The 26,008-nt window shown below is 50.3% G+C and carries 24 protein-coding genes and 3 pseudogenes; 8 read left to right on the top strand and 19 right to left on the bottom strand.

The window, feature by feature from the left end:
• Nucleotides 1–49: 49 nt before the first annotated feature.
• Nucleotides 50–952 (top strand): LysR substrate-binding domain-containing protein, encoded by a 903-nt coding sequence (locus ACN1CO_RS16220; protein WP_419139831.1) that lies wholly within the window; start codon nucleotides 50–52, stop codon nucleotides 950–952.
• A gap of 85 nt (nucleotides 953–1,037) precedes the next feature.
• Here ACN1CO_RS16220 and ACN1CO_RS16215 read toward each other — a convergent pair whose 3' ends face one another.
• Entirely contained in the window at nucleotides 1,038–1,535 is a 498-nt protein-coding gene (locus tag ACN1CO_RS16215) for an anti-virulence regulator CigR family protein (protein ID WP_419139830.1), read from the bottom strand.
• A gap of 383 nt (nucleotides 1,536–1,918) precedes the next feature.
• Between ACN1CO_RS16215 and ACN1CO_RS16210 the strand changes: the two genes are divergently transcribed.
• Nucleotides 1,919–2,104 (top strand): general stress protein, encoded by a 186-nt coding sequence (locus ACN1CO_RS16210; protein ID WP_419139829.1) that lies wholly within the window; start codon nucleotides 1,919–1,921, stop codon nucleotides 2,102–2,104.
• Nucleotides 2,105–2,341: 237 nt separating this feature from the next.
• Entirely contained in the window at nucleotides 2,342–2,908 is a 567-nt protein-coding gene (locus ACN1CO_RS16205; protein WP_419139828.1) for a DUF4142 domain-containing protein, read from the top strand.
• 61 nt (nucleotides 2,909–2,969) lie between these two features.
• Here the strand turns inward: ACN1CO_RS16205 and ACN1CO_RS16200 are convergent, their stop codons facing one another.
• On the bottom strand, nucleotides 2,970–3,338 hold the full coding sequence (locus ACN1CO_RS16200; RefSeq protein WP_419139827.1) for a winged helix-turn-helix transcriptional regulator: 369 nt from the start codon (nucleotides 3,336–3,338) through the stop codon (nucleotides 2,970–2,972).
• A gap of 100 nt (nucleotides 3,339–3,438) precedes the next feature.
• Here ACN1CO_RS16200 and ACN1CO_RS16195 point away from each other — a divergent pair, with 100 nt between their 5' ends.
• A complete protein-coding gene (locus ACN1CO_RS16195; RefSeq protein ID WP_419139826.1) occupies nucleotides 3,439–4,197 on the top strand; it encodes an NADPH-dependent F420 reductase in 759 nt (252 codons plus the stop codon).
• A gap of 44 nt (nucleotides 4,198–4,241) precedes the next feature.
• Here the strand turns inward: ACN1CO_RS16195 and eptA are convergent, their stop codons facing one another.
• From eptA to ACN1CO_RS16165, 6 genes and pseudogenes are all read right to left on the bottom strand, one after another.
• On the bottom strand, nucleotides 4,242–5,891 hold the full coding sequence (gene eptA / locus ACN1CO_RS16190) for a phosphoethanolamine transferase EptA (RefSeq protein ID WP_419139825.1): 1,650 nt from the start codon (nucleotides 5,889–5,891) through the stop codon (nucleotides 4,242–4,244).
• Between the two features lie 518 nt (nucleotides 5,892–6,409).
• A complete protein-coding gene (locus ACN1CO_RS16185; protein WP_419139824.1) occupies nucleotides 6,410–7,723 on the bottom strand; it encodes an NAD(P)/FAD-dependent oxidoreductase in 1,314 nt (437 codons plus the stop codon).
• 164 nt (nucleotides 7,724–7,887) lie between these two features.
• On the bottom strand, nucleotides 7,888–8,496 hold the full coding sequence (locus ACN1CO_RS16180; protein WP_419139823.1) for a dTMP kinase: 609 nt from the start codon (nucleotides 8,494–8,496) through the stop codon (nucleotides 7,888–7,890).
• Nucleotides 8,497–8,759: 263 nt separating this feature from the next.
• Nucleotides 8,760–9,280 (bottom strand): annotated as a pseudogene (locus ACN1CO_RS16175) (GNAT family N-acetyltransferase).
• Between the two features lie 241 nt (nucleotides 9,281–9,521).
• Entirely contained in the window at nucleotides 9,522–9,848 is a 327-nt protein-coding gene (locus tag ACN1CO_RS16170; protein WP_419139822.1) for an NIPSNAP family protein, read from the bottom strand.
• A gap of 316 nt (nucleotides 9,849–10,164) precedes the next feature.
• On the bottom strand, nucleotides 10,165–10,521 hold the full coding sequence (locus ACN1CO_RS16165; protein ID WP_419139821.1) for an ArsR/SmtB family transcription factor: 357 nt from the start codon (nucleotides 10,519–10,521) through the stop codon (nucleotides 10,165–10,167).
• A gap of 129 nt (nucleotides 10,522–10,650) precedes the next feature.
• Here ACN1CO_RS16165 and ACN1CO_RS16160 point away from each other — a divergent pair, with 129 nt between their 5' ends.
• Nucleotides 10,651–12,087: an MFS transporter gene (locus ACN1CO_RS16160; protein WP_419139820.1), complete on the top strand. Its 1,437-nt coding sequence runs from the start codon at nucleotides 10,651–10,653 to the stop codon at nucleotides 12,085–12,087.
• A 152-nt stretch (nucleotides 12,088–12,239) separates the two neighbouring features.
• Here ACN1CO_RS16160 and ACN1CO_RS16155 read toward each other — a convergent pair whose 3' ends face one another.
• The gene (locus tag ACN1CO_RS16155) at nucleotides 12,240–12,770 is read right to left on the bottom strand and encodes a GDYXXLXY domain-containing protein (protein WP_419139819.1); all 531 of its coding nucleotides are present in this window, start codon (nucleotides 12,768–12,770) and stop codon (nucleotides 12,240–12,242) included.
• Nucleotides 12,763–14,970, bottom strand: a complete 2,208-nt coding sequence (locus ACN1CO_RS16150; RefSeq protein ID WP_419139818.1) for a DUF4401 domain-containing protein — start codon at nucleotides 14,968–14,970, stop codon at nucleotides 12,763–12,765. Before ACN1CO_RS16150 ends, ACN1CO_RS16155 begins: the two co-directional genes overlap by 8 nt.
• A gap of 141 nt (nucleotides 14,971–15,111) precedes the next feature.
• Here ACN1CO_RS16150 and ACN1CO_RS16145 point away from each other — a divergent pair, with 141 nt between their 5' ends.
• Nucleotides 15,112–15,408, top strand: coding sequence for a hypothetical protein (locus tag ACN1CO_RS16145; RefSeq protein ID WP_419139817.1), 297 nt, complete (start codon nucleotides 15,112–15,114; stop codon nucleotides 15,406–15,408).
• Between the two features lie 4 nt (nucleotides 15,409–15,412).
• On the opposite strand, the gene ACN1CO_RS16140 is transcribed toward ACN1CO_RS16145, so the two are convergent.
• The 3 genes and pseudogenes from ACN1CO_RS16140 to ACN1CO_RS16130 form a co-directional block, all read right to left on the bottom strand.
• A complete protein-coding gene (locus ACN1CO_RS16140) occupies nucleotides 15,413–15,736 on the bottom strand; it encodes a DUF1493 family protein (RefSeq protein ID WP_419139816.1) in 324 nt (107 codons plus the stop codon).
• Entirely contained in the window at nucleotides 15,733–16,188 is a 456-nt protein-coding gene (locus ACN1CO_RS16135; RefSeq protein WP_419139815.1) for an STM2901 family protein, read from the bottom strand. The genes ACN1CO_RS16140 and ACN1CO_RS16135 overlap by 4 nt, the downstream gene beginning before the upstream one ends.
• Nucleotides 16,189–16,516: 328 nt before the next feature.
• Nucleotides 16,517–17,091, bottom strand: a pseudogene (locus ACN1CO_RS16130) (phage baseplate assembly protein V).
• Nucleotides 17,092–17,179: 88 nt separating this feature from the next.
• Between ACN1CO_RS16130 and ACN1CO_RS16125 the strand changes: the two are divergent.
• Nucleotides 17,180–18,205 carry a DUF5677 domain-containing protein gene (locus ACN1CO_RS16125; RefSeq protein ID WP_419139814.1) on the top strand — a complete coding sequence of 342 codons (1,026 nt, stop codon included), beginning with the start codon at nucleotides 17,180–17,182 and terminating at the stop codon, nucleotides 18,203–18,205.
• 37 nt (nucleotides 18,206–18,242) lie between these two features.
• Here ACN1CO_RS16125 and ACN1CO_RS16120 read toward each other — a convergent pair whose 3' ends face one another.
• Nucleotides 18,243–18,692: a phage virion morphogenesis protein gene (locus tag ACN1CO_RS16120; RefSeq protein WP_419139813.1), complete on the bottom strand. Its 450-nt coding sequence runs from the start codon at nucleotides 18,690–18,692 to the stop codon at nucleotides 18,243–18,245.
• Nucleotides 18,685–19,040 (bottom strand): annotated as a pseudogene (locus ACN1CO_RS16115) (phage tail protein). Before ACN1CO_RS16115 ends, ACN1CO_RS16120 begins: the two are co-directional and overlap by 8 nt.
• 117 nt (nucleotides 19,041–19,157) lie before the next feature.
• Between ACN1CO_RS16115 and ACN1CO_RS16110 the strand changes: the two are divergent.
• Entirely contained in the window at nucleotides 19,158–20,516 is a 1,359-nt protein-coding gene (locus ACN1CO_RS16110; protein WP_419139812.1) for an esterase-like activity of phytase family protein, read from the top strand.
• A 192-nt stretch (nucleotides 20,517–20,708) separates the two neighbouring features.
• Here the strand turns inward: ACN1CO_RS16110 and ACN1CO_RS16105 are convergent, their stop codons facing one another.
• The 4 genes from ACN1CO_RS16105 to ACN1CO_RS16090 form a co-directional block, all read right to left on the bottom strand.
• Complete coding sequence (locus tag ACN1CO_RS16105; RefSeq protein WP_419139811.1) at nucleotides 20,709–21,272, bottom strand: TetR/AcrR family transcriptional regulator; 564 nt, start codon at nucleotides 21,270–21,272, stop codon at nucleotides 20,709–20,711.
• A 225-nt stretch (nucleotides 21,273–21,497) separates the two neighbouring features.
• Entirely contained in the window at nucleotides 21,498–22,202 is a 705-nt protein-coding gene (locus tag ACN1CO_RS16100) for a glutathione S-transferase family protein (protein WP_419139810.1), read from the bottom strand.
• Nucleotides 22,203–22,610: 408 nt separating this feature from the next.
• Nucleotides 22,611–24,539, bottom strand: coding sequence for a methyl-accepting chemotaxis protein (locus tag ACN1CO_RS16095; protein ID WP_419139809.1), 1,929 nt, complete (start codon nucleotides 24,537–24,539; stop codon nucleotides 22,611–22,613).
• Between the two features lie 284 nt (nucleotides 24,540–24,823).
• Nucleotides 24,824–25,444, bottom strand: coding sequence for a protein phosphatase CheZ (locus ACN1CO_RS16090; protein WP_419139808.1), 621 nt, complete (start codon nucleotides 25,442–25,444; stop codon nucleotides 24,824–24,826).
• Nucleotides 25,445–26,008: the final 564 nt, after the last annotated feature.

Raw genomic sequence — 26,008 nt, 5'->3', positions numbered from 1 at the left:
ACGGTATTCACAGGTTGATAATGGGCTGCAATTTCGTTTTACTTATGCCATGAAAGAACAAATCGGTTTTGAAAGCCTGACTGGCCTCATCGCTTTTGCGCGTGCTGGATCGCTGGGCAGCTATACGGCGGCTGCCCGGGCGCTCTCAGTGTCGCCCTCGTCGGTCAGCAAAAATATCCAGCGGCTGGAGCAGCATTTAGGGGTGGTGCTTTTTACGCGAACCACGCGGTCGATCACGTTGACGCCGGAAGGGCGCGATCTACATGAGCGGGTACTGCGGCTGTTGCGGGACGCAGAGGAGATTGAACAGGCTGCGAAGCGTGCGCGCGCACAACCTGGCGGCACGGTGCGCATCGCTGCCTCGCTTCCGGTGGGAGTTCATCTGCTTGCACCGCTGCTGCCGCTGTTTCGTCAGCGCCAGCCCGAGGTGAAGATTGATCTGCGCCTCGGTGACGAGCGCATAAACGTGATTGAAGAGGGCGTGGATATCGCGATACGGATTGGGGAGCTGGCTGATTCGAGCCTGCTGTCGCGTCGGCTTTCACCTTATCAGCTCTGTTGCTACGCCTCGCCTGACTACCTGAAACGATGCGGGGAGCCTCAGCATCCCGATGAGCTGGTCAATCATCAGACGGTTAATCTGATCTACAAAAGTACCGGTCAGCTGTTCCGCTGGCCCTTTACGATCGGCTCGCGTGAAGTTGAGATTCATCCATCGTCGGCCATCGTGACGGATGCCAGTGAAGCCGTGCTTGTCAGCGTCGCTGCCGGAGCCGGTATAGGAATGGCCGCCAGCTTTATGGCGGCTTCGTGGGTAGAGCGGGGCGCGTTAGTTCTGGTGCTGGCTGAGTTTGCCACGGAACGACATAACCTGACCGTTCTGTGGCCCGAAAGCCGCAGGGCAAATCCCGCCGTGCGCGCCTTTCTGGATATGTTGTTTGAGTTGCTGTAAGTCGGAGAGCGCCTTCCGAAAAGCCTTTAAGCGTGTGACTGGCGCGCCTCCAGGAATGTTGACCCGTACGAAAAAGTTTTAAAGGTTAGTCGAAAACGCCATTGATTACGGCGGTCACGACAGCGGTGCTCAGGGCTATCAGCACTAAATCATCTCCGACGGCTCGCCATTCGTAGCCAGGATAATAGGGCAGTTCATTTAGCATTGATGCCGGCAAACTTTTTTTGGCGATACCCGGAGGCAAAGGTTTACCACGCGCAACTTTTTTAGCTATTCCAGGCGGCAAAGACTGATAGCCGACAAGGCCATAATTGACGGCAAGATTACGGGCAAAAGAGAAGTTGATATCTGATCCGACATTATCGGGTCGGCCGGCGTTCTTACGATTTCCTTGTTTGTCTTTAGGACCGGCATGACCATGCCCTTTATTTCCATGCTCTCCGCTTTTGCCATTATTACCATTACCCTGGCCGCCACCCCCGTTTCCGTTACCGTTGCCCGGATTTGCAGAAACTGGCGCAGCCAGCACGGCAAAAGATATGACTATCGAAAATGCGGCTTTTAAAGCGTGGGATCTGAGCATGTTATCTTTCCTTAATATTCTTCAATAATCTGAACCAGCACATTTAAATGTGAAGTATGAAGTTCAATTGTGCTGAACCTCATCACCTTATTATGCTGTACGTTAGTTATTACTCAGGATTAAAGAACCGGCAGTTGCACCGTACTCTTAAGAATCATCTTAAAACATTCCAGTAAAAAGCTGTACGATGTTTTGATATTTCGTACAAATTTCATGCTGAAACCTTTGCTTATAATAGATAAAAATTCGGGCTTAAGCGAGACGGAATGAATTTTCTTTATTTTTATGCTTCCGCAATTCATTGTTTATATTTGCTATTAGTGGGAATCACTACGACGCTTAATAACTCTGCAACATAAGACACCTTAAGCGAGGTAGTAAACATGACGACGCATCGAGGCGGATCAGGTAATTTCGCGGAAAACCCACAGCGGGCTGCGGAAGCGGGAAGCAAAGGCGGAAAGGCCAGCAGCGGAAATTTCAAAAATAATCCAGACAGAGCTGTTGAGGCCGGTCGTAAAGGCGGCTCAGTCAGTCGTCGGGGCAAAGCGCAGGAAGCCAGTATGTGAATAAGTTCTACAGTAGCGGTGTCGAATTGGGGTAAAGGATGCTCTTTCCGACACTTCGCGACTGCAATTTCCATCTCTTTGCTTCCGTTATTCCCTGCCATCCTTTCCGGTATTACAAACTAAACATTGGTATCCAGATTCGGGTTCACTCACGGATTAATACGTTACTTATCTCTCTGTAAGGCTGAGCAGAATTTATCTGATATCGGTCTTTCCCTTAATTTTCTGGAGTACAAAATGAAAAATAAAATCTATAAAGGATTGCTGGCTATATCAGCCGTCGCTGCTCTGTTCGGCACTGCCAGCGTACAGGCTGAGACGCAGACAAGCGCCCCTCAGGGCGGGAATGCGCCGCAGACCGTAAAGAATGACAAGCTCAGCGCGGGTGACGAAAAAGCACTGAAGGATATGGCTCAGGCTAATATTAATGAAATTGCCGCCGCCAGAATTGCGCTGAATAAAACACAAAACGCGGAAGTTAAAAGCTTTGCACAGAAGATGGTCGACGATCACAGCAGTGCCCTGACAAAAGTTCAGGCAGTTGCTGAGCAAAAAGAGGTGACATTACCGACTGCGCCCGACGCTAAACATAAGGCCATGGCCGGGAAGCTGGAAAAGCAGAGCGGCAAGGCCTTTGACAAAATGTATATGGAAAACGCCGGAGTCATGGACCATAAGAGGGTGCTGTCGACTCTGAAGAGTGACGCGACGATGATTAAGGATCCGGATGTGAAGGCGCTGGCCGACGCGCACACCCCTGTTGTCGAACAGCATCTGAAATCCGCCCGGCACATGTCGATGTGACCGGATTCGACATTTGTTAACTGAGCTGGTTATCCGCGTAACCCTGCGTTAGTTGTGCGTCTCAGGAGTGATCCAGACCCAGGGTTTCACGACGTAATAAGGCCCAGTCAATCAGCGCTGCCATTGATGGCCCAAGCGCTTTTCCCAGATCGGTAAGTGAGTACTCAACACGCGGTGGAACCTCGGGATAAACCGTGCGTGTGATGATTCCATCCTGTTCCAGTTGCTTAAGCTGCTGGATCAGCATTTTTTGATTGATGCCCTCAATCCGTCGCTCCAGCTCTGAAAAGCGCAACGGGCCTTTGGCGGCGAAAAGCTGACAGATAATAATTGTCTTCCATTTACCTTCAATACTCTTCAGCGCTTCTGTGGTCGCCTGCGCCCATATCAGCCGCTGTTCCGGGATATCACAACGCCAGTCTCTTTCCATACTTACCTTCAGGTGAGTAACCCACTATTTTGTCGGTTCTTGTTGTTTGTTCAGTGAATATATAGGGTATCTCACTTCATTACAGCATCAGGAGTGAAATATGAAAATCGGCGTAATCGGTACTGGTAACATCGGCGGTACCCTGGCACGTAAGCTGAGTGAAGCGGGGCATACAGTAAAAATAGCTAATTCACGCGGGGTGGATGGCGTGCGAGTTTTCGCGGCTGAAATCAATGCAGAACCCACAGACATCAGGGGAGCAGTCACTGACGTGGAAGCCGTCATTCTCTCCATTCCGCTGCCAGCACTCAGCAGCCTGCCCGATCAGCTTTTCGCTCATTTATCCCCCCACGTTCCGGTGATCGACACCAGCAACTACTATCCGGGCCTGCGCGACGCACCGATTGCGGCTCTGGATAATGGGCAAACCGAAAGTGAATGGGTTCAGGATCAAATCGGGCATCCTGTAGTTAAAGCCTTTAACAACATTCTCGCTGACTCGCTCGCCGATCTGGGGCAGCCGCAGGAAAGTCGGGGCCGTCTGGCGATTGCCGTCGCCGGGGATCATCCTGACGCGGTGCAGACTGCGATGACACTGGTCAACGATACCGGCTTTGATCCCGTGTTCTCAGGATCGATCGCTGAATCATGGCGTCAGCAGCCTTGCACGCCTTGTTACTGCTGTGACTGGGATGCACCCGTTATGCTCCGTGCTCTGGCTTTAGCAAACAAGGGAGAAGGGCAGACCCGGTTGCCACTGCTTTACGCCAGCTTTGCAACGCTGGGTAATGCACCTTCGCATCAGGATATTATCGAAAACAATCGCGAAATAAACTGGCCGGTTAATTCAGCTTCATAGCAGGTATCCAGCCAGTAAAAAGCCCCGTATCGGGGCTTCATCACTTATTTTTCGCCAGGCTTATTCCTGCAGGTCGCCAGTATATCGTCCGACGCAACATATTCGCGGGTCTGAACACCGGTAATACCCAGCATGGTTGAAAACAGATTGTCCTGAGAATATTTTTGCGTGTTGGCATGATGGCTCAGGCATTTGTAGTCCACGGCATAACGCTGCTGGTAATCGGGTGACAGCCAGATCAGCAGCGGCACGTGGGTCTGAGCTTCAGGCGCAATTGAATAGGGCAGTCCATGCAGATAAACCCCTTTCTCTCCGAGTGACTCACCATGATCGGACAGGTAAACCAGGCTGGTCGTAAACTTCTCCTGATGGGCCTTCAGTAACTCAATCGCTTTATCGACGATGTAGTCCGCATACAGGATGGTGTTGTCATAGGTATTAACCAGCTGTTCCTGCGAACACTCCTGAATCTGATTAGTTTCACAGGTGGGTTTGAATTTGCCGAATTCCGGAGGATAACGGTGATTGTAGGTCGGACCATGACTGCCGATAGTATGCAGCACGATCACGCCATTGCCCTGAAGCTGGTTGATATACTCCTCCAGACCATGGAAAAGCACCTCATCATAGCACTCGCCTTTAATGCACATTCCGGGAAGATTCAGGGCGGTCATATCCTGATTAGGCACACGATCGCACGCCCCTTTGCATCCCGCATCGTTCTCATGCCACAGAACGCTCAGACCTGCCCGCTGAATCACATCCAGCAATCCTTCCTGATGGCTGGCCAGAGCATCATCGTAATGCCTGCGCGGCATGTTCGAGAACATGCAGGGAACGGAGACCGCCGTGGAAGTGCCACAGGAGGAGACGTCAGGAAAATAGACCACGTCATCTTCCGCCAGCAAAGGATTTGTCGGTCGTGGATAACCGCCCAGAGAAAAATTCGCGGCACGAGATGTCTCACCAACCACCAGAATCGTCAGGTTCTTTTTAGGTCCGTTTAGCGTGGTTGGAAGCTGATGCGCATCTTCGCCTATTTTCACCAGCGGAAGATTAGCCCGCTCGCGGTGGTTATAGTAAGAGAGCGAGGCAGCAATGAAATTAGAGGGGCTAAGAGATTTCACCAGTTCGTGATTATTTCGAAACAGTGAGGCGTAATCCTTGTAAAACAGCATGGCTATCACGGCTATCAGCGCAACGGAAATCACCAGACTGACAGCGCGCTGAATGATCCCTTTCCACACCGGAACCGACTTTTTAAAGGCGGGCCAGAAGGCCAGTACCGCCATAAAAATGCCGGTGAAAAATATCACCGCAATCATCTTTGGGGTCAGCAGCGCCATGCTCTCTGCTGGCGTGGTATCCACCATATTGGTGATCATCGAGCGATCAAGGATGATGCCGTAATGCTGAATAAAATACTGAGCCGTCGCAGAGACAATGATAAATAGCGCAATGGTTATTCGGTCCAGCCACAAAAACGAGGCCAGCGTCACCACAATATTAATCACGCTAAAAGCGACAATCGGCATGGAGAGGAAAAACAGAATATTGCTAAGCCCATTCATCTCTATGAGCGAATAAGCCTGCCGGTAAAAGGCGAAATTGAGAAAAACCGAAATATAAAGCGAGAATAACAGAATGAATGTAACGCGGGGCAATACAGGCTGATTGATTCTGAATCGTGACATAAAGGTATTCCGTAACCTTGAAGAGGTAGAGCTAAAACGATTATTTTAAATTGATTAGTAACCGTTAATAAAAATTATGTGCCGTAAACCACAGATAGAGGAAGCCCAGGACAGTAATCACTGAAATAGCCACTGAAAAACATTCACTTGATGAAATTTTGAGCATGCCGGATGCCTGATGGACCAGTTGTTCACATTTATTAATGTTAATCTAAAATGAACTTATTGCTACAGTTTGTGCGGTAATCGTCAGAGTTTCGTGATCTGATTCACATTTATTAGATTGAGGCGCTGAAATAGATAAGTGTGACTGTGGGATTGCAGAAAAATCTAAGTGTCGTTCTGATATGTGTCAGGTACATAGGAAATAAACAGGGTCAGCGACCTTTGATGCTTCAGAGCTGTAATATCAGTCGCACTGCCTGTGCCATTGGTTTCGTCACGAAAGATTTAATCCGGAAAGCCCTAATCCGGATAGAAAGCGAACGGGTTTCCCCGTCCGTCTTCATCACGGAAAGCTACACCTCTTTACGACCCAGATAACGCTCTTTCATCAGCGAAAGCGCAATGCCGATATCCAGCGCGGGTGAGGGCGGCATGAAGTTAGCTTTGCCCAGCGACAGCATATCCGCAATATGCGGGTTATCCTGCTTCATCATAAAATCAGCCAGCAGACTGCCCGCTATCGTCTGTTTTGAGATGCCTGCACCGTTACAGCCACCTGCCGTACAGACAAACTTGTTCAGCATGCCCCATTCCGGCGCACCGTTCCGCGTGACGCTGATGGTGCCAGACCAGGTGTGGGTTATCTTCAGGCTGCTCAGTGTTGGATAGACTTTATTGAATAAGCGCTGATGCATTTGGGTCGCCCGATCAGTCTGTGCGCTACTCACTTTTCCTTTCAGGGCGGGGATCACGTGCTGGCGAATCAGGAAACGACGGTCGGAGGTGAAACGGAAGGTCGCTCCGGCAATGGCATTAACGGGCGTGAGTCCCCAGCTCTGCATCGGAGGAAGGGTAGCCAGTTGTTCATCCGTCAGCGGATCGGTAGTGCTGGCGAAGGTGGCCATGGCTGCCTGACGCGAGAGCCCAGGACGCAACTCTGGGGAGAGTGCGTTGGTAGCCAGCATCACCTTTGGCGTTTTAATGACCCCCAAAGGTGTCAGCACTTCAGCCATGCTGCCGTAACGAATCCCCAGCACCGGCGTATTATCGAAGCGCTGAACATTTTCCGGCAAGTAATGGTTCAGGCCTGCAATTAGCTGCGCCGGATTAACCAGCACGCAGCCCGGCGTGAATATCCCTTTGCTGTAAAAGCGTGTGCCGAGTTTGTGGTACAGCTCTTCATTGCTTAACCTCTGCCACGGCTCATCCATTAAATCGAGATGGCTGGCGTACTCCTTCAATATACGATCATTGCCACGCTCCGCCTGGCAGTGATATTTACCCACCTGTTCCCAGTCACATTTAAGATCATGCTGTAAAATGACCTGCTCCAGCTGACGAATGCCTTCCTGAAGCAAGTTTCGGTAGGCGTTGGCCTTTTTTAATTCGGCGGTCGAGCTGCCAATATTATGAGGCAGGCCGATAACGAAACCTGAATTACGTGCCGATGCGCTTTCACGTGTGGTATGCGCCTCAACGATGATGATTTTCAGGGTGGGATTAATTTCAGCCAGGCGACGCGCAAACGCAACACCGGCAAACCCCGCGCCGACGATGACCCAGTCGGCGGTGATATCTCCTCGCAGCATAGGCTGCGAGGGAAAACATGGCTCACCCGCAGGCCAGCCTGATTGATTATGATTGAATGGTATTGATGAGTAGCGCAATTCCCTGTGCCTTATCTGAATATTAAAGCAATTTTATAAGGGAAATCAGGAGGTCTGTACCAGCGATAAACTGACCATTGTTGATTTTGGACAAGTTAAATTCCGGTGGATGATTACTACTCAACAGGTAAAGAGCGCCGACCCGTAAAAATGCCTGTAGGGCGTCAAAGCACTTTGTTGATTTCAGCAACTACCTGCAATGTCGCCTCTTCGATGCTTCCTTCATTGCGGCATAAAAACCAGCCGTGCCTGGCAACTTCCTGCTCAAACGCACGGGTACAGGCGATATGCTCTTCCAGGCGATGAATCACCGTACTTCCCAGACCCCGCGAACGCGCTGCGGCTCTTTCCCATGAAACCTCTGGTGCTGTGACCACCCCGACATGCAGGTCTGGCGCTCGTACATTGTGCTCAATGTTAAGCTGCAATATCTCTGTGAAAGGCACCAGCCGCCGAAATGCGGCATCCGACGGATACCAGCGATCCATCAGGATAATGCTGTCAGGTGGCTGTTTAGCGAGTACGTTCTGTGAAATCCAGGCACGGCTTAAAGCAAAGCGCTCACAGATCTCCCATTCCAGATCAACGGAGGGATCTCGGGCTAGCCGGTTAACCAGCGCCATGGAGTTCGCCCTGAAAGGATCGCTCTTTTTCTCGCTAAGCCGGACCACCTTTCTGTTTTCTGCCCTCAGCACTTGCGTAATGGCTTCCAGCAACGTGGTTTTACCGGCTCCCTTGGGACCATCCAGAGAGATGAACAGCTGACGACTCATGGCTGGAATGACGCTGGAGTCAGGGGTGTTTTAACGAGGGTAACTGCCAAAGGCATGGTGTTTTCCTGATAAAGCTGAGCTTAAGTCCTTTGCTGGGGCCGTTTAAGCACATGGGTTGAGATCTGCGCGGTGTAGTTTAAGGGAAGCGTCTGATGCTTTCACTGGACCGGCTTCGCCCAAGGAAGTTCTGCTTCCTTTGTCGCGTAGCCGTTAACAGAGGAGTAGCTCAGCCAGTATAAAAATTTGCGGTTATGGTTGATTGTTTATTGTCGTATAAGCAACCGCACCGGCTTGTCGCGATAGTTGACATACTCCTGAAACTTGAAACCAAAACGTTCTGCCAGATAACTGGAACGTTTATTTTCTTCATCAATGATACAGCACACCGGAGAGGATAATGCCTGATCGGCCCATAGTAAAATTGCGGCCAGTGCTTCGGACGCATAGCCTTTGCCTCGAACATCACGAATCAATGTCCAGCCAGCTTCAGGGAATATTAACTCAGGTGTGATATCACGATGAGCATTCTGAAAACCAAAAGCACCGATATAACGATTTGTTGTTTTTTCAGTAATTGCCCAATAGCCATAACCTAGCGCATGCCAGTGCCCGATATAACGTAATAAGCGAGCCCAGACCATTTCTGCTGTTGGATTTTCACCGCCACTAATTTTAGCCATTTCAGGAGTAGCCCAGCACGCCATAAGTGCGGGAAAATCGTCGAGCGTAAATTGCCTTAAATCAGTCGTTTTGTTTCAAGTCGAGGTACTTGCTGGACAGTCATCATATCCCCTGATTTTAGGATTTTTAATGCGGCTTCTTTGACACCCTGCACGGTTCTTCTCTTCCTGACAAGTGTAATCATGTCCGCTTAGGGCACAAAGCTGACTGACATGGAGCTAAGGTACGCAATGAGCGAAGAGTGGACATTCCGAGTTCACATCTGAGCGATACCCCGTACTTTCTGATAATCTCCACAAGCATGTGAATTAATCATAACTTCCGATTTTTAAGCTTTTATCAGCTCACTTCCTCAGTCCGTCTGTTGCAGTGTCAGTAAGCATCAGTACCGATTTTAAGCTGGTTTGAATCCGTTCAATAATGGCATCACGTGGTCCTGACCTCCACGCATCACTACGGTAAAATGCTCTCTGTGATGCATCCAGATGCTCTGGATCATCATAGGCTCGGATTAGGTAGTAAGAATCCTCATCATGCAATGAGTTTCCAAAGGCAATGATGTCAATGCCCGCCTCGCGATGGAGGGGAATACTTTCCTCAACCATGATCTGATGAAATTCCCTTCCAGTGCCTGCTTTCAAGGTGTACTGCAATAACTCGACTGTTTTCATCAAATTAACTCAATTGGTTTATGTTCTGGTATTTAGCACAACGTCTTCTGTGCGAGGACGAACAAATTCCCGCAGCATTTTTATGCAGCAGGATGGCCGTTTCTTGCAACCTGATACCCGGTACGAATCGTGAAAAAACGCCTCTGATAATTTCGGTACGATTGTATGTCTGTGTCCCCGCAGATTAATACGTTCCGATGTTGATAACGTCTGCTTTTGGCACAAAGAGGATTTCATATTTCACCAGATTTTTGCTATGAGCGAAAAGGTAACTTTATGTTTTCAATTCCTTTCACTTCTCCTCTGCAGGAGCCTTTTATTCTGTGAATGGCGTCGGCAGATTTTTTGTTGTTGATTCCTGCGTTAGTGCATCGTTTTCCACCGCAACCAACAAAGCCTCCAGCAGCCCAGGAAAGCGGGCATCAAGATCTTCCCGGCGAAGTGATAGTAAATTTTCGCGTCCGTAAGGGCGTTGCCAGATAACGCCACTATCCCGTAATACTCGCCAGTGGTGAGTAAGCGTTGATTTAGGAATACCGCTCAATACGGCGCTACAGGCATGCTCACCACCGCCCGCCAGCACGCGCACCACAGTCAGACGTAATGGATTTCCTAAAGCGGTCAGCACGTTTTCAAGACGTATTTGTTCCGCATCAGGGTGTTTCGAAAGCATACGGTTCTCATCAGATTGGAAACATGCCAACACTCTACTTTAAATTTTATCGGTTGACTAATGTACGAGTACATACATACATTAAATGTACGTATGTACTCGTACATTAGTTTATATGGAGATTTTTAGATGGTTACTGTCTTACAGAAATCGGGTGTACCTCGCTTTCAGCACCTTAGCCTTGCGCTGCTTGCCTTCGCCCAACTCATGTACTCTCTGGATATCAATATCGTGTTTGTTGCATTACCGGAAATTGGAGCGGGGCTGGGTTTTTCGCCGCACACGCTCCAGTGGGTGGTCAGCGCTTATACGGTATGCTGTGGGGGGTTTTTATTGTTCGGTGGACGAGCAGCAGATCTTCTGGGACAACGTCGCATTTTTATCGGCGCTTTATGGCTCTACGCGCTCTCCTCACTGGCCGGTGGTTTAGCATGGAGTCCTGTTGTCATCATAATGGCACGAGCCATACAAGGTATAGGCGCAGCATTACTTTTTCCTGCCACGCTTTCGCTTATTAACAGACTTTTCGAGGAAGGTCCGCCGCGCAATCGGGCACTGGCTGTCTGGGGCGGCGCAGGTGCAAGTGGTCTTACACTGGGATCGCTCACTGGTGGCATACTTACAAGCGTCTATGGCTGGCCATCGGTATTTTTCATCAATGTTTTGCTGGCAGCGATGGCAATATGTGCAGCTTTTTTTGTCTTACCTAAAGACAGCTTTCAGAAAGATCGCGGCCGCTTCGATTTTCCGGGTGCTGTGACAGTCACCATAGGAGCAATTCTGCTGGTTTATGCCCTGGTTCAGGGACCTGAAGAGGGCTGGCTGTCAGAACATATTCTCTTATCACTTAGTCTAGCGGTCGTATTTCTACTGGCGTTTACTGCCATAGAGTTTCGCAGCCCCGAACCGTTAATGCCGGTACGATTATTCAGGAATCGCAGTCTGGCCACAGGCATGGTGATTACGTTTATTTATATGGGAACCTTCGGAGCTTTGCCTTATTTTTTGACGGTTATGTTTCAAAATGTTATGGGATACAGCGCCTTGCAGACCGGCCTGGCATTTATAGTTCCTTCGCTGGCAATTTTTGCCGGAACGCAATTTGGAGCCCTACTTGCAAATAGTCTGTCGTTACGCAAAGTTTTACTGATCGGTTTTTTAACTGGAATTGCGGGAACACTGGCACTGGTACCCTCAGCCTTTTCAGGTGCATCTTATTTGACTGTATTACCGGGACTGTTCATTTCAGGAGTAGGCCAGGGAATTGTCTGGACGGCAATGTGGGTCGCTACTGGCTCAGGCGTAAAGCATCACGAGCAAGGGGTTGCTTCAGGTATGGCTTCTACAACCCTGAATATTGGTAATGCTGTTGGCATTGCTCTGTTAGTTGCTCTTTCCGGAAGCGGGACCGTGAGTCTTCATCCGGAAAACTCTGCAAAAAGTCTCGAAAATGCTTTACAAATTGCCTTTTATCTGGCTGCAGCGGGCCAAATTACAGGGCTTTTAGTTTCCTGCCTGTTACCCTGCAAAGCTGTAACTGATTTGCCAGCAGAATTAACCCGATAGTAAATGAATATTCTTTGCTAATGGCTTGAGATAAAAAGTATTCATGTAAAAGACCTGCTATGTGACAGGTCTTTTCATTACCATCCCGTGCCTGAAGAGGCGTGAAATTCAGCATGATGCTGAGCTGAGCTGGCCTGCATGTAAGTGTCTCGTTAAGGCTGAATCGCCTTACCCTGCTCATCAAGCAGATTCGTCAGGAGTGCCGTGCCATCGCTTCCCACGCGGAATGCCCCGAAACGTGCCTGCGCGAAACGCTCGCCATGACCTTCCTGAAAGAAATAAGCGTTAGTGCCGACGGTTAGTGAGCCGGAATGCTGATGATATTTCACCCGCAGCTGATTCGCCTGGAGAGGCTCACCCTGATCGAACCGGGCCTGAGTCGCATGACGCTGCGTATCGAGGTCAACAATCAGGGTTCCGCTGGTGGGCAGACAGGATGCTGACAGGGTTGCGCCGCAGTTCTCAGCCTGTTGATACAACGTCTGCTCCAGCGGTCGGGTCAGGGCATAATTCAGCGCCATGTAATCACCCTGCATCAGGGAGCGCGGGTCAACCGGGGCAAGGGGTAAAATCATGACCGCGCCCTGTTTCAGCAACTGCTCTTTTTGCCAGATGCTGACATTAACGGCCACCAGTGCCAGCGCTATCACCGCGCCTGCCAGCCATCGGCTCGGTTTACGCATTCTCACGAGCACCTCCGATTTGTGCGGGTAACACTTGTTTGACGCCCCATGCCAGGCCCAGTAAAACCAGACCGCCAGCCAGTAGCAGCAGGGATTTCTGCAACAGAGTCACCTCCAGGAAGTAATACCAGCCAATGACATACAGCACCATGAAACCGCCACTGACCACCAGCAGTCCCTTACTGCCCTGATAACGCGCCATCAGAATCAACCACAAGCCCAGCCCGATACCCGGTGCATACAGGGCGGCAGCCCCGCAGATAAGGGCGACGGGCAGGGAGATTATCGAAAACACCGGCTGCCCGTTCCTTTTCTGAATGAGCGCGCTCAGCACTAAACCTGCCGCGATCCCTGTGCCTGTCGCCGTCTGAAGCACAGAAAACTGCGCAGTGGACCAGAACATATCTGTGAGATACGCCGCGTTTATCCCGAGGAAACTCAGCAACATCAGACCAGCTGGAATGCCATACAGCAGAGGATGAACCGCGTCAGCATACGGCCCTGCCTGTAACCTCAGCTGATTACGGACAGTCCACAGCCACACAAACATGACCGCCGCCACCAGTGTGGAAACAACAAGGCGGCCCACCGTTGGTGACAGGTATAGCCGGGACAATGAATATGCCGCCAGCACCAGATAAAAGGTCAGGGCAGTCATGGCCATAAAGCGGTAAGTGCGGTCAGGCATCGCCACTGCCATCGCGGCAAGGATCGGCAGTGCGCACAGTGAACTCAGCATCATAAAGCTGACGTCATTGCTCTGGATTTGCAGCAAAACGCCGAAGATCAGCCCGCACGTCGCCGCAATGGCCCATGCCAGCCCGAGGTGATGTTTACCGTCACGATCACTGCGTAACAGGCTGCGTGCAATGACGGCGAGCATCAATGAAGGAAGGATAAGGGTGACAGCATTCGGGTCGTCGAGCAGATCAGCGGAATAGAGCACCAGCGCCATCAGTAACAGAGTGATAATCGCTGCGACCCAGCCTCCAACGCTCAGCGCCAGCCGCAGATACCAGGGCAGATCCGACGCATGACCGCGTTGGTGAATCTCATTAACCTGTGAGACGCTCAGCAAGTTCTGCTGACGCAGGGTATCTGTCAGTAATGTCAGCCTGGCTGGAGCCAGATCGATCGGCCCCTTTTCAACCAGTTTGCGCTGCCACTTCAACAGGATAGAACCATTTGCTACTACCCAGAGAATCATCAGTGCTCCGGTCAGAAACAGGTCACCCGTATCGTAGCCTAAAAGGAATAACTGCATGATGAGCGCGCAGCCCACAACGGTCAGGCTGGCGATGCCCAGCGTCAGCATGCAAAGATCCACATAGCGATAACGGTAGAGGTAATAGCCTGCCAGCAGGGTAATCACCCAGCCGCCCGTAACAGACGTAAAGTGCTCAGCACCCTGCCAGTCAGAGACGTTTCCAGCCACGATAGTGGTCAGCAGCAACAGTAAAAATCCCGCCATGACGCGTGAGAACCAGCGGCTTGCCAGCCAGCTCTCTGGATGATGGGATATTGCCCGCCAGGCCAGCGCTTCCCGAAGAATCAGGCAGGCTGCCAGAATTGCCAGATAGCCGTGAAGCACAGCCGTCGGGAGCTGGGTGAAGCTGTCAGACACGGCGACATCCAGCAGTGAGGTCGCCCACGTTGTGTAATAGAGCTGGAACGTCAGGTTAGCGACCAGCCAGCTGCAAAACCACAGGCTATTTTGCCGGGCAATCAGCGCCAGCGGCAAAAGAACCCAGAACCAGGCCCGGAATAGCTCCCAGCTGTCAGCCCCGGTCTGATAAATCTGCCCGTAAAGCGCAAACAGGGCGCCGAATCCTAACCCTGTCGCCAGCAAGGCACTGCGTGCCAGCGTGCTGTACCAGCGCCACCAGACCACTACCGCCAGCGCGACGATCAGTAGTTCGGCCAGGGCAAATTTCGCCATCTTCGGCAGCCAGGCCCAGTTCCAGGCAACAAAGAACACCGCACCGGTAACCAGTGACAGTAATCCCAGAAAGCAAAGCACCGGGATAAGAAACTGACGCCACTGAGAATCTGACGGTCTGATACCACAGAAAGCATAGATACGCTCGCAGGTCTCCGGCGTCAGGCTCCCGGCTTGCACCAGATGCCCGATTTGACGGCAAAGATACGCTGCCGTACGTGACGGCATCCCGGTTATGCCCTCGGGTGCAATCTCCCTCATACTTTCCCTGCCTCTGTTTGCGGTGTGACTTTGATGATGACGTTAACCACCGTTCTTCCCAGCGATGACACTTAGCTGAGCGGCTGATAATTTTGCTGAACAAATGTAAACATCTTTTCCGGGATATAACAGCGTAAATCAATGGTTAAGAGTGATCGCTGCGCGATCTGTCGCATTCTTGTGATCGTGAGTATTGTGCTCTATTTTGGCTGCATGAACATGCCACCCGTCCTCGGCGAACTCGATCCCCACGGGCGGGTTTTACTGGTTTACTTTCAGGGATGCCGCATTGAACGTATTTCTGAAATACTGGGAGATAAGACCGCAACTGTTCATTCACTGGCTGCCGTTCGCTTGGTTGAAAACGGCCAGTCTCACCTATCGTCATTGTTGAAGATGCTCAGCTGCGACAACATGCAACTTTATCACCCGCTGTGATCAATCAAAAAAGCCATCGTCCTGCACGGGCTGACTCAATAAACATTCTTATGGTCAGTGGCTTTTTATTCTGTTTTACGGGGACTCGTGAGAACAGCGAAGAGGTTTTCCAGGGGAAATAAGCGCCAGGATTAAAGCCTGCTGGCTGCACATCAAAGTCATCAAAAAACTTCTTCGCCATTTCAGCGATATCATCCGCTTCATACTGTTCCTGCAAAATGTCATCGTCGCCGACTTCAATTTTCTTTAACAGGAACGTCGTTACCAGCGGCAGTTCACGCAAAATGAATTCGCGCACCGCATCAGGGGTTACTGTCATATTATTCACCAGATTTTATCCTCCGGCCGCACAATCAGGTTATAGCGATGGACGGTTCGGAAACTGATTTGTGCAACATCGTTTGCAAGAATCACCCATCCGACAACAGGTACGGCCCTGCCAACGAATGCGCCCAGGTTGTTCACCCAGAAAATCTTCAGCCCACGCATACTGAATGATTTGGCGGTTAGCGTTGGCAGAATGCGGCGCCGGAATTTGTAAGAAAGGTGTTTGCGGAAAAAGAGAGACGCAACGGAAGTACCGGGAGTTGCCGTGTTGGGTTTCCCCGGTACGTCGATATTATTGTTGCCTAAAATTAGTCCCGTAACGGCCACGATATCCTGCACGCCCAGCTGTTTTTGTGTCTCATCAACCAGCACCCAGAACAGCAGTTCCTGCGGAGTCAGGTTTGGCAATTGGTTAAAATAATACGTACCGTCCAGTTGCTCTGTTGTATCCATACCTGCAAATCCCTTTCTTCAGATGGTTAACAGACCTGAACTTTACCATCAGTATGACAGGTTGTTAATCCATTACCGGGTCGCCAGTCAGGCGGGCTTTTGCGCTTCAAAGTCCGGTATCTCAATAACCTGCGATGCAGGCAACTGGAAAACCTGCAGGCGGATCGCATCGTTCTGCGGACGTTCAATCAGCACCGAGAGTAGAGCACCGTAATCACGCCCGACGATGCGGCTGTTTTGGGGGGCATGAGGATGGCGTGCACGTTCTGCCGGATGCGTTAGATGTCGGTAATAGCTTCGCCGGTGTCGCGGTTTATGCCCAGTTACATCATTGCGGGCCTCCTGACATATCTGTGCCGTTCTTCACCTTGCTATGTAAGTGCTTATCAGCAATCACGCCGTTAAAACTCATTGAGCCGCCGCCGTGGGTGACATTGCCATTTATCACCGTATCACCGTATCACTGTTAATGCGGGTCTGGCTGGCATCTATCTCCAGCGAATCAGTGATCATCTGAATATCGTCAGCCGCTTCAATGCGCACGCTTTATCAGCAGCTGGCTAGTTTCCAGCTCGTACTGAAACCAGCCGCCATCCTTAAACACGGTGGTGGTGCCGCCTTACGAATAGTCGGGCGGCGGGAAGCCTTCAGAATAAATGGCGGGCAGCGCAAAAGTGGTTTCAATATTGCCGCCCAGGCTCAGCTGCACAACCTGTTACACAAAAGTGGACTGCCACCGTGTGCGCGTATGATCGGCGCGCAGGGTGAGCCAGTTAATTCACTTGTTTCGAGAACGCCCGTTTTCATCCGGCACAGCCAGTTCACCGGATCCACTTCGGACACAATGCCGGTGCGGATCAGGTTGGTGATAAGGCGCATGATTTCGGTAAGTTTTTCGTTCATACAGCAAAAATGAATTATTTGATTCCATGAGTCATTTAGTTACTCTTGTGGCATCAATGGCACAAGATTCATCTAGCAGAGGTGCTCTATGAGTATGTTTAATTTGTTTATGGAAAAATTAAAACTAGAAGTTGATCCTGATGAAATCAGCCAAGAAGAATTTGTAGGGAAATTTAATGAATTTATTGACGCTAGTGCCAATATTTTGATTGGAAGCTTTTATGAAAATACAGAAAAGCACATCCGCTCTAAAGGGATTGAGGATAATATTTTCCTTGAAAACCATAAGAAAATATGGAGAGCAGGGCTTGAAAAACTTGAGATATTAATTGAGGTTTGCATTGATGCCGGGTCGAACTTCAATAAAAACAGGAGGCGGAGTGAGAGTGATGCTGAGGATTTCCTTTTAGAAATACTGGTAAGACTACATGCGAAAAGCTGTGCAATCGCAAATGAAATTTTATATTTATTGAAAGGTGGCTTTGCTGATGCTTCTCAGGCTCGCTGGAGAGCTTTACATGAAACAAATGTTACCTTAGCTTTCATATCAAAGCATGGATTAACATGCGCTCAAAGGTTTATTGAACATGAAGTTGTAGACTCTTACAACGGAATGAAAATTCATAAAAAATATGAGCATAAAATGCAGGCTAAAGGACCATCTGTTGAAGAAGTTGAGGTTTTAACGCTTCATTATAAAGAAGTAATAAAAAAATACGGAAAAGGCTTTGAAAAACAATATGGTTGGCTTGAGCCTTTCTTTCCCGGGATTAATAACCCCGGATTCCAAAGTATGGAAAAAGATGTGGGCTTAGACCATATGAGAATATATTTTAAAAGGGCTAGTCAGAACATTCACACTAGCTTTAAAACTTTAACAAAAACCTTAACCCTACCCGAGTTTGACCCAAATATTATTAATGTTGGCCCAAGTAATTATGGGTTGGTTGACCCTGCACACTCAACTGCTTTAAGCTTGGTGCAAGCAACATGTTTTATTTTGGCGCGCAACTCTGAAGTTGAAAGTGTAGTTTTAATGAAAGCCTTAACCTTTCTGACTGATGAAGTCGGAATCACATTTCTCGATACAGCGAAAAAGTTAAATGATAATTAATTAAGTAAAATTTCAGTTTTTATTTATCGACTAATTTCTAATTTATTTTTAAAAAATCCAATAGGGCATTTTGCAATATGGTTTCAGTCTCGTTATTTAATCCAAGCAGTGGGCGTTCTGGATACTTAACTTCTCTTCCATTCCTATTGACTCGATCGCGAAGGCCATAATGATGAACGCGGGCCAGTTTTTGCACTGAAGGTATGAACGCTACTTCAGCTTCACTGGGGCTGGCATTAATTTTCAGATATTTAGACGTTTTAAGCTTTGTGAACATCCTGCGTTTAACCCGACCCTGTTTTGTGCGGGCAGTAACCCTGCGCGGCTCCCATGCGGTACCGTCCGGTGAACGCTGCGCGGTCATGTTCGCCTGCTGAATGCGGCGCACGTCGCGGGCCACCTCCCGCAGCATTTTTTTCCGGGCTGCAGGCTCCAGCTGTGACAGCAGCGCAGCCAGCCAGGCATCAACTTCATGCAGTTCAGCCATGCTTCACCGTCCAGAATTCCTCCGGCGCGGCTCCAGCACCGCTTCGATATGTGCCTTGCCGTTCTCAACCGTCGCTATCACGCGCTCGGTCAGCTTCAGGTCCATGCTGATGTTACAGCGGTCATTTGCCAGAATATCGACCTCAAACGAAAACAGCTTTTCTCGCGCCTCGCTGTTCTGCAGCGCGTCGGGCTGGTTTTCCCGCAGCCACAAAAGCACCGGGGCCATCAGCAGATTCTGGTCGCCGGTGAAGTCGGTGATCACCACGTTCAGTGTGTAGCGATACTCCCACGACAGGGACGCGGCGGATGTGGCGACCAGCTGACCGCTGTCCACGAACAGTTTTATCCCACTCTTGTAACGGTGGAATAATCAACCTGTTAACAGCCCATGTTTCCCGGTGATTTCATTTTTCTGTCATTTTTATTCTTTAGGCTCACAGCTTTCCTTCATGGATATAAAAATATGAAAATAAAAGCGATTTCTCTGGTTATCGGTTGTTCGCTCTCTTTATCAACGTTAGCGGCACAGCCGAAGGTCGAACACTACATCGTCAGTTTTCCCGAAGGGACGCGCGTGAGCTACAACGGAGCGTTCGCCAGCGCGTTTCCTCATGGTTTGCCGATGGGGATCGGTTCCGGTTTGCTGTTTACCAGCAAGCAGGGGGATGCGCTGACCTTCGTGACCGTCACCGATCGCGGACCGAATGCAGACTCGCCTGATGTGGGTAAGAAAGAATCAAAAATTTTCGTTACGCCAGATTTCGCTCCCATGCTGATGAACATTCGGGTGCAGAACGGCAAAGCGGAGGCCACGGATGCCCGACCATTGCATGATAACAAGGGCAACGTTAACGGATTGCCGTTGCAGGATGGCGTCATCGGATCGACCAATGAAATCGCGCTAAGCGATACGCTGAAAGTGCTGCACGGCGATAACCGCGGTCTGGATACCGAAGGCATTACGCCGGATGGGAAGGGCGGATACTGGCTGTGCGATGAGTATGGCCCGTTCCTGATTAACGTTGATGAGCGCGGTAAAATCCTGGCGATGCATGGGCCTCAGGCAGCAGAGGGGGAGAAATCCATCGCGGGCGGTCTGCCGAATATTCTCAAATGGCGTCAGCCAAATCGCGGCTTTGAGGGGATCACCCGTATGCCGGATGGGCGTATCATCGCTGCAGTGCAGAGCACGCTGGATATCGACGGTAAAAGTAAGAAGCAGGCGCGCTTTACCCGCCTGGTGAGCTTCGATCCGGCGACCGGGAAAACCGCAATGTATGGTTACCCTATCGACAGCGAGGCTTACAGTAAAAACAGTGACGCAAAAATTGGCGATATCGTGGCGATCGACAATCAGCATATCCTGCTGATAGAACAGGGCACCGATAAAAACGATGCGCAACGCAACCTTGTCTATAAGGTTGATCTCAGCCCGGCTACCGAGCTTTCAGCATTTGATAAATCTGGCGACTATCCGGAGTTTGACGACGAGAAAGCGCTGGTGAAGCGCGGCATTAAATTCGCCGCTAAAAAGCTGGTGGTCGATTTACGTCAGCTCGGCTGGCAGCAGGAGAAGGCCGAAGGACTGGCGCTGATCGACAACAAAACGCTGGCGATCACCAATGACAATGACTTTGGCGTGAAAACGGTCATGCAAAATCCGGTGGAAGGTAAGAAGCGCAAGGATTATCGGGTAACGGAGCAGGGGACGCTTACGGTTGATGATAAGCCGGTTGCCACGACTATCGGCCTGAAGCCACTGAAGAAACCGGAGTCGGACAGTGAATTGTGGATTGTTACGCTGCCTGAATCGTTGAAGTAAGCCCTTTCCAGACAAGAAGCTCCACCCCTTTATCGCAGGTGATGATATGGCGTAAACCATTTACCCTGGCCCGTCGCGCATCGATCCAAAGGGGTGGATTCCTGAGTAGAAAAGCACATACGCTCGCTACCGTTCGCCGCTCCGCATTGGGCGCGTATGCAGAAAGGCGCCCAATCGCTGAATCGCGTCGCGCTATGCTGGCAGGGGTCCGAAAGCGCGGTATGAATCCACCAGTGAATCGAAAAGCGAGATATCCGAGCGACTTCTGGCAATAAGCTGGGCACCGGCAATCGCCGTGAAAATGGCACGCGCTCTGGATTCACTCTCATTTGATTCGCACACTTTCGCAGCCACCAGAAGCTTGTTCAGCCAGGTAATGTTCACATCAGAAAACTTCTGTATTTCTGCATTTAATTCATCGGGTAAGGTGTCTTTTTCAGCGCCCAGGAAACTGCCAAGGCAGAGACAATTGTCGGCCTCAAGTGATCGTCGGAAGATTTCAGGAAAACGACGCAGCGCATCAATGGGGGATGGGCTTTCTGATTCGATCATCTCGAGTGCGAGCACACCGTCCTCCCAGTATCGTCTGGCAACGGCAATACCCAATTCGGCTTTGCCTGGAAAATAGTAGTAAATACTCGCCGCTTTGATTCCCACTTCCTGCGCAAGGTCGCGGAAATTCAAACCGTGGTAGCCCTGCGATTGGGCAATTTTCCTGGCCGCCAGCAAAATGGCTTCTTTGGAGTTGACGCTCATCTTAATGCCTTTGGTATTGGGATGATCTCTTAAACAGGGAACGCTAATTTACAGCAAACGCTTACCGGGTGACAGGTCGATTGTCAGGGAGAACAGTGAGTTCAATGCATCCAGCATGCTCAGGCAGACATGGCTCAATCGACAGCCGACCCTGTCATGAACCCTCTGGTCTCCGGGAAAGTCAGCGGATAACGATCCCGGCGTACCGGAGTGTCCATTGAGAGGCTATTCGCTGGCTGGCGAATCCAGCTCAGGAATGCCGCTGTTGCGATCGGCGTAGGCCGCCTGGAAGGCAGGACGTTTTGTCCAGCGCTGCCAGTACGCATCTAAGAACTCAAAACGCTCGTCCAGTGGAGTGGCGTTGACCGGGAATTTTGAGAAGGCGATCGCGGTTGCCAGCGTAATATCTGAGAAGGTCGGGGCATCGCCGCCGAGCAGCCATTCGCGGCCGTCTGACAGATGACGATTGACCAGCGCGGCGTGAGCCAAAGCTTCCTTACGGCAGTGTTCGCCCCATGCCTCATTTTTGGTCAATTCCAGCTTAAAGCCCAGCCCGGTATGTAAAACGTGGAAGGCTGTCACGATGCGGTACAGGATATGCACCCACACCCGGTTATCCCACATATTATCCAGACCCTGTTCCAGTGCAGTCTCTCCCATGATCCTGCGCCCCGGATACGCCTGATCAAGATAGCGAACGATGGCAGCCGTTTCTGAAATGTAACTCCCGTCAGCCAGTTGCAGGGTAGGCGTTTCGCCCCACGGATTCATATTCAAATGACGCCAGCTGCGCTGTTCTCCTCCTGGGGACATGTCATAGATGGTCTCGGCAAACTGATCAGCGATGCCCTTTTCGTGCATGAAAAGCCGCAGGCGCTGGGGATTAGGAAAGGCCGAAGGTGATGTGAAAAGCTGGAGTTTAGTAGTCATGGTCGATCCTTTAGGTGGGTGGTTGAATCGTCTAACTAACGTTAGTTAGGTAAACCTTAGCGGGCAAATCGACACGCGTCAATATCTGTCTAACAGTTGTCAGGTTAATTTTTTTGGTGGCTTCAATGGTTGATATGAGATCTCAGCGAATGCATAGCTGAAAGTGGATGAGAAAGAGGACGGAAGGATGAACGAATGCTAATGAGTGGAGAGGCTGGGGAAATGCTTTGAAGGTAAATGCTTCAGAACACCGGAACAGGGTGCTTTTACGTGCAGCAGGGATCAAAGGTTCCTGAATCGCCCGGCGCCAGATAACCGGGCCGGGCAGTAACGAGAGATCTGTTTACGAGCGCATCGCCGTCAAACCCTGATCACCGATACGCTCTTTGATACAGACTGCTCTTTGCGCTATCCGTTAACCACTTTAAATACGGATATTTCCTGTGCGAGTTGCGCCGCCTCGTCACGCAGAACCTGAGTGTTTTCGGCGGTCTGATTAATCAGCGACAGGTTTTGCTGAATACCGCGCTCCATCTGTGAGACAGCCAGCGTCATTTCAGAAATACCTTTACTCTGCTCGTCACCGGCGACCCGCATTTCCCCCACAACCTGCCTGACGCGATGCACATCGTTAACCAGTTGGTTCAATTGCTCGCCAGCGCCTTTCACCAGCTTGCTGCCAGCAATCACAGTACTGTCGGAATCGGAAATGAGCACTTTAATTTCCTGCGCGGCACTTGCACTGCGCTGCGCCAGGGCACGAACTTCTGCAGCGACGACGGCAAATCCTCTGCCTTGCTCACCTGCCCGGGCGGCCTCAACAGCGGCATTCAGCGCCAGAATATTGGTCTGGAAAGCAATGCTGTCGATGAGTCCCAGGATTTCAGCTACGCGTTTTGAGGAGTTCTGGATGGCTTCCATGGTGTGCATCATTTCATCCATTGTTCCTGAACTGGTCTGTGCTATCTGTGATGTGTTTTCCGCGACCGTATCAGCCAGCCGGGAGTTTTCAGCATTCTGCTGTACTGTTGCGTTCAGCTCTTCCATAGCGGCAGCACTCTGTTCAAGCGCGGCCGCCTGCTCTGCAATCTTGTCTGAAAATAACTGATTGCTGCGGGCCAGACCTGATGCATTGATCGCTACTGTTTCGCTACTGCTTTGTACACGGGTGATGACACCCGCAATCTTGTCAACGAAAATGTTGAAAGCTCCGGCAATATCGGCAAGTTCGTCGCGGCCAGTACGCTCAAGGCGGCGCGTTAAATCACCATCGCCTGTCGCAATCTCATTCAGGGCATCATAGGTATGACGCAGGCGCTGGCCAATACGCTGGGTAAACCACCACGTAAGAATCAGCAGAATAATCATGGCAGGAACAAGGAATATGAAAATATCCCACATGATCGTGCGGGCCATGCCACTGACTACTTTCTCCGGCGTAACCAGACCTATGATCCAGCCGGTTCCCGGCATGCGGAACAGAGTAAACTGTGCGGATTGATTCAGGTGTGAATCATCAATACGGTCGAGTCTGGCCAGGGTCGCATCAGGCCCGAGGCTTTTTAATTGCGACACAACCGGCTGCAGCCAGATGTCTTTCTCGGCAACTGTGGACAAGGTATTCAGCACCTTGTTATCCACGCCAGGAAAGTAGAGCAGCGTACCCGTTTTGTCTGCTGCAAAGGCATAACCACCCGTCACATTGCCCTGGGTTTTTACAAACTGTGCCAGGTTATTCAGCATAACATCCAGTGTAGCGACGCCCGCGAAACGGTCGCCGACATAGTAGGGTACGCTACAGGTCACCATTTTGACGCCTGAAACCGGATCCTGATAAACATCAGACCAGGTACAGCGATCGCGTGGCGCATTGCGTGCCTGGGTATACCAGCTTTCCTGGTGGTAATCGCCGGTCGCGGGCTGGTTATATCCGTCGGAGTAAGCCAGTTTGCCGCTCTCTTCACGCGCCCAGAAAAAGCTGCGCCGTGCAGTGCCTGCAACATAAGCCTCCGGCTCAGGCCAGATGCCGCCACCGGCGATAGTATGGTTACCGTTACTGTCAATCATTTGTGGGAAACTGTTTTGCCACAGCGAAACATCGTGTGGCAGAACTTCTGCCAGACGCGCCATACTGACTGCCTCTCCCTGAATTCCCGCCAGCTGCTGATCCAGCTTGCTGACCAGGTTTCCACCGGCTTGCTCAATTAATTTATTGCTGGCTTCAATAATGCGTGGTTGCCCACGTAACAACAGTACAAGACAGACAATTGCGATAGTCACGCCTAACAGCAGGACACCACCCAATGTCATTTTTGTAGCAATACGTGCAGGAAACATATTTACCCTTACTTATCATGAAACTATTTTTTTATTTATCAGAAAGAATTCTGCGGAAAGAAACCTGGTGAGGTACCGCTGATTTATTATCGGCAGGCGTGGAGGAATGTTCAGAAAATGAGCAGTGTATTTAGCTGGTCTGCGCTAAGTGATTAAATCACAGTTAATAGCAAGGTCCGCTTCTGACATAAAGCGGACATTTAATAAAATGTTTGCGGGTTCCCCCGGCGCAGACTCAATTCTTATTAATCATGAGTGCTTACCTGGCTTTTCTTCCCGTCGCCTTACATGCCCAGACTGGCCAGCAGGTCGTCCACATCATCCTGACTGGCAGGGGTTTCTGATGCAGCTGCGGGTTTAGACGGCGCAGTGCGATCGGCTGTGACATGTGAGCCGGTGTTATCACGGATGACCTGGATCAGTTGCTGCTCAGCCTGATTCAGCACGGCCATCATAGCCTGCACAATCTGCCCAGTGAGATCCTGGAAGCCCTGTGACATCATGATCGCATGCAACTGCTGTTGTGTCAGACCTGTCACACGGGGGACGTCATTCAGCAAGGCAACGGTATCTGAGGCTAGTGCCTGGGTCTGTTCTTTGTCTAACGGCGAACCGGAAGTGGCATCCCAGCGTTGCGTGAGTTTCTCCGCTTTTTCTCCCAGCTCCGTTTGCAGAGGCTGCGTCATTTCCACGCTGTTGATAACGCCCTCTGCTGCGTCGTGGGTCATTGTGACGACATAACCCAGCCTTTCACGGGCATTCGGGATACTTCCCGCCACATCGGCAATGGTTTTATCCAGCCCCAGCTGTTGCAGACTGTCGCGAAGCTGCCGCAGGATGTAGCCAGCACGCGCCGTGATTTCGCCAATTTCCTGATGTTTACTATGGGTGTCGGGTGGTGACATGGATATTGTTTCCTGCGTACAGAGTGTCGATACCTGAGGTTATCGGCAGGCCGCAGCGTTTTTTTAAATTTCCCTGAGATTTTTCCTGGTATCAAAAGTGACATGATGTAAACGAGGCGGCACTGGCCGAATGTTATGAGGTGTGTGAAAGGCAGAACGTGTTGCGGGAGAACCCTTTTTTTCAGGCGAAGAGGGTTCTGAGGTATCAGGCGGAAGTGTGCTGGGTGATCTTCATTATGACCGAGCATCTGGCGTTCAACGTAATGTTGAGGCAGCTTGATTTTTTATTAACTTCATTGTTGAACTCGGTTGTGAGTTGTTCACTTAGAAATCCATCAAAAGGTTTTTAAACAACAATTTGCTGAAATCCTGCTGCAAAAATCCAATCTGAGTAAACTCTGAAAAATACTGTAGCGATCTGCTTTAACATCATGATTAACAACATTAATTTAACTTAGGCGAAGTCAGTAAGGCACTGACCTCTTTACATATGTTAGTTATAATTTCAATCTGTGTCTTAAGATTTCAATGTGTTTGCTTCTGTTATGCAAACCTTCTTATTAA

Origin of the sequence: Pantoea sp. R13S299 (genome assembly GCF_048515925.1) — a bacterium.
In the GTDB taxonomy this organism is placed as follows: Bacteria; Pseudomonadota; Gammaproteobacteria; order Enterobacterales; family Enterobacteriaceae; genus Pantoea.
The sequence above is the reverse complement of the archived record's forward strand: the minus strand, read 5'-3'. Positions and strand labels throughout refer to the sequence as shown.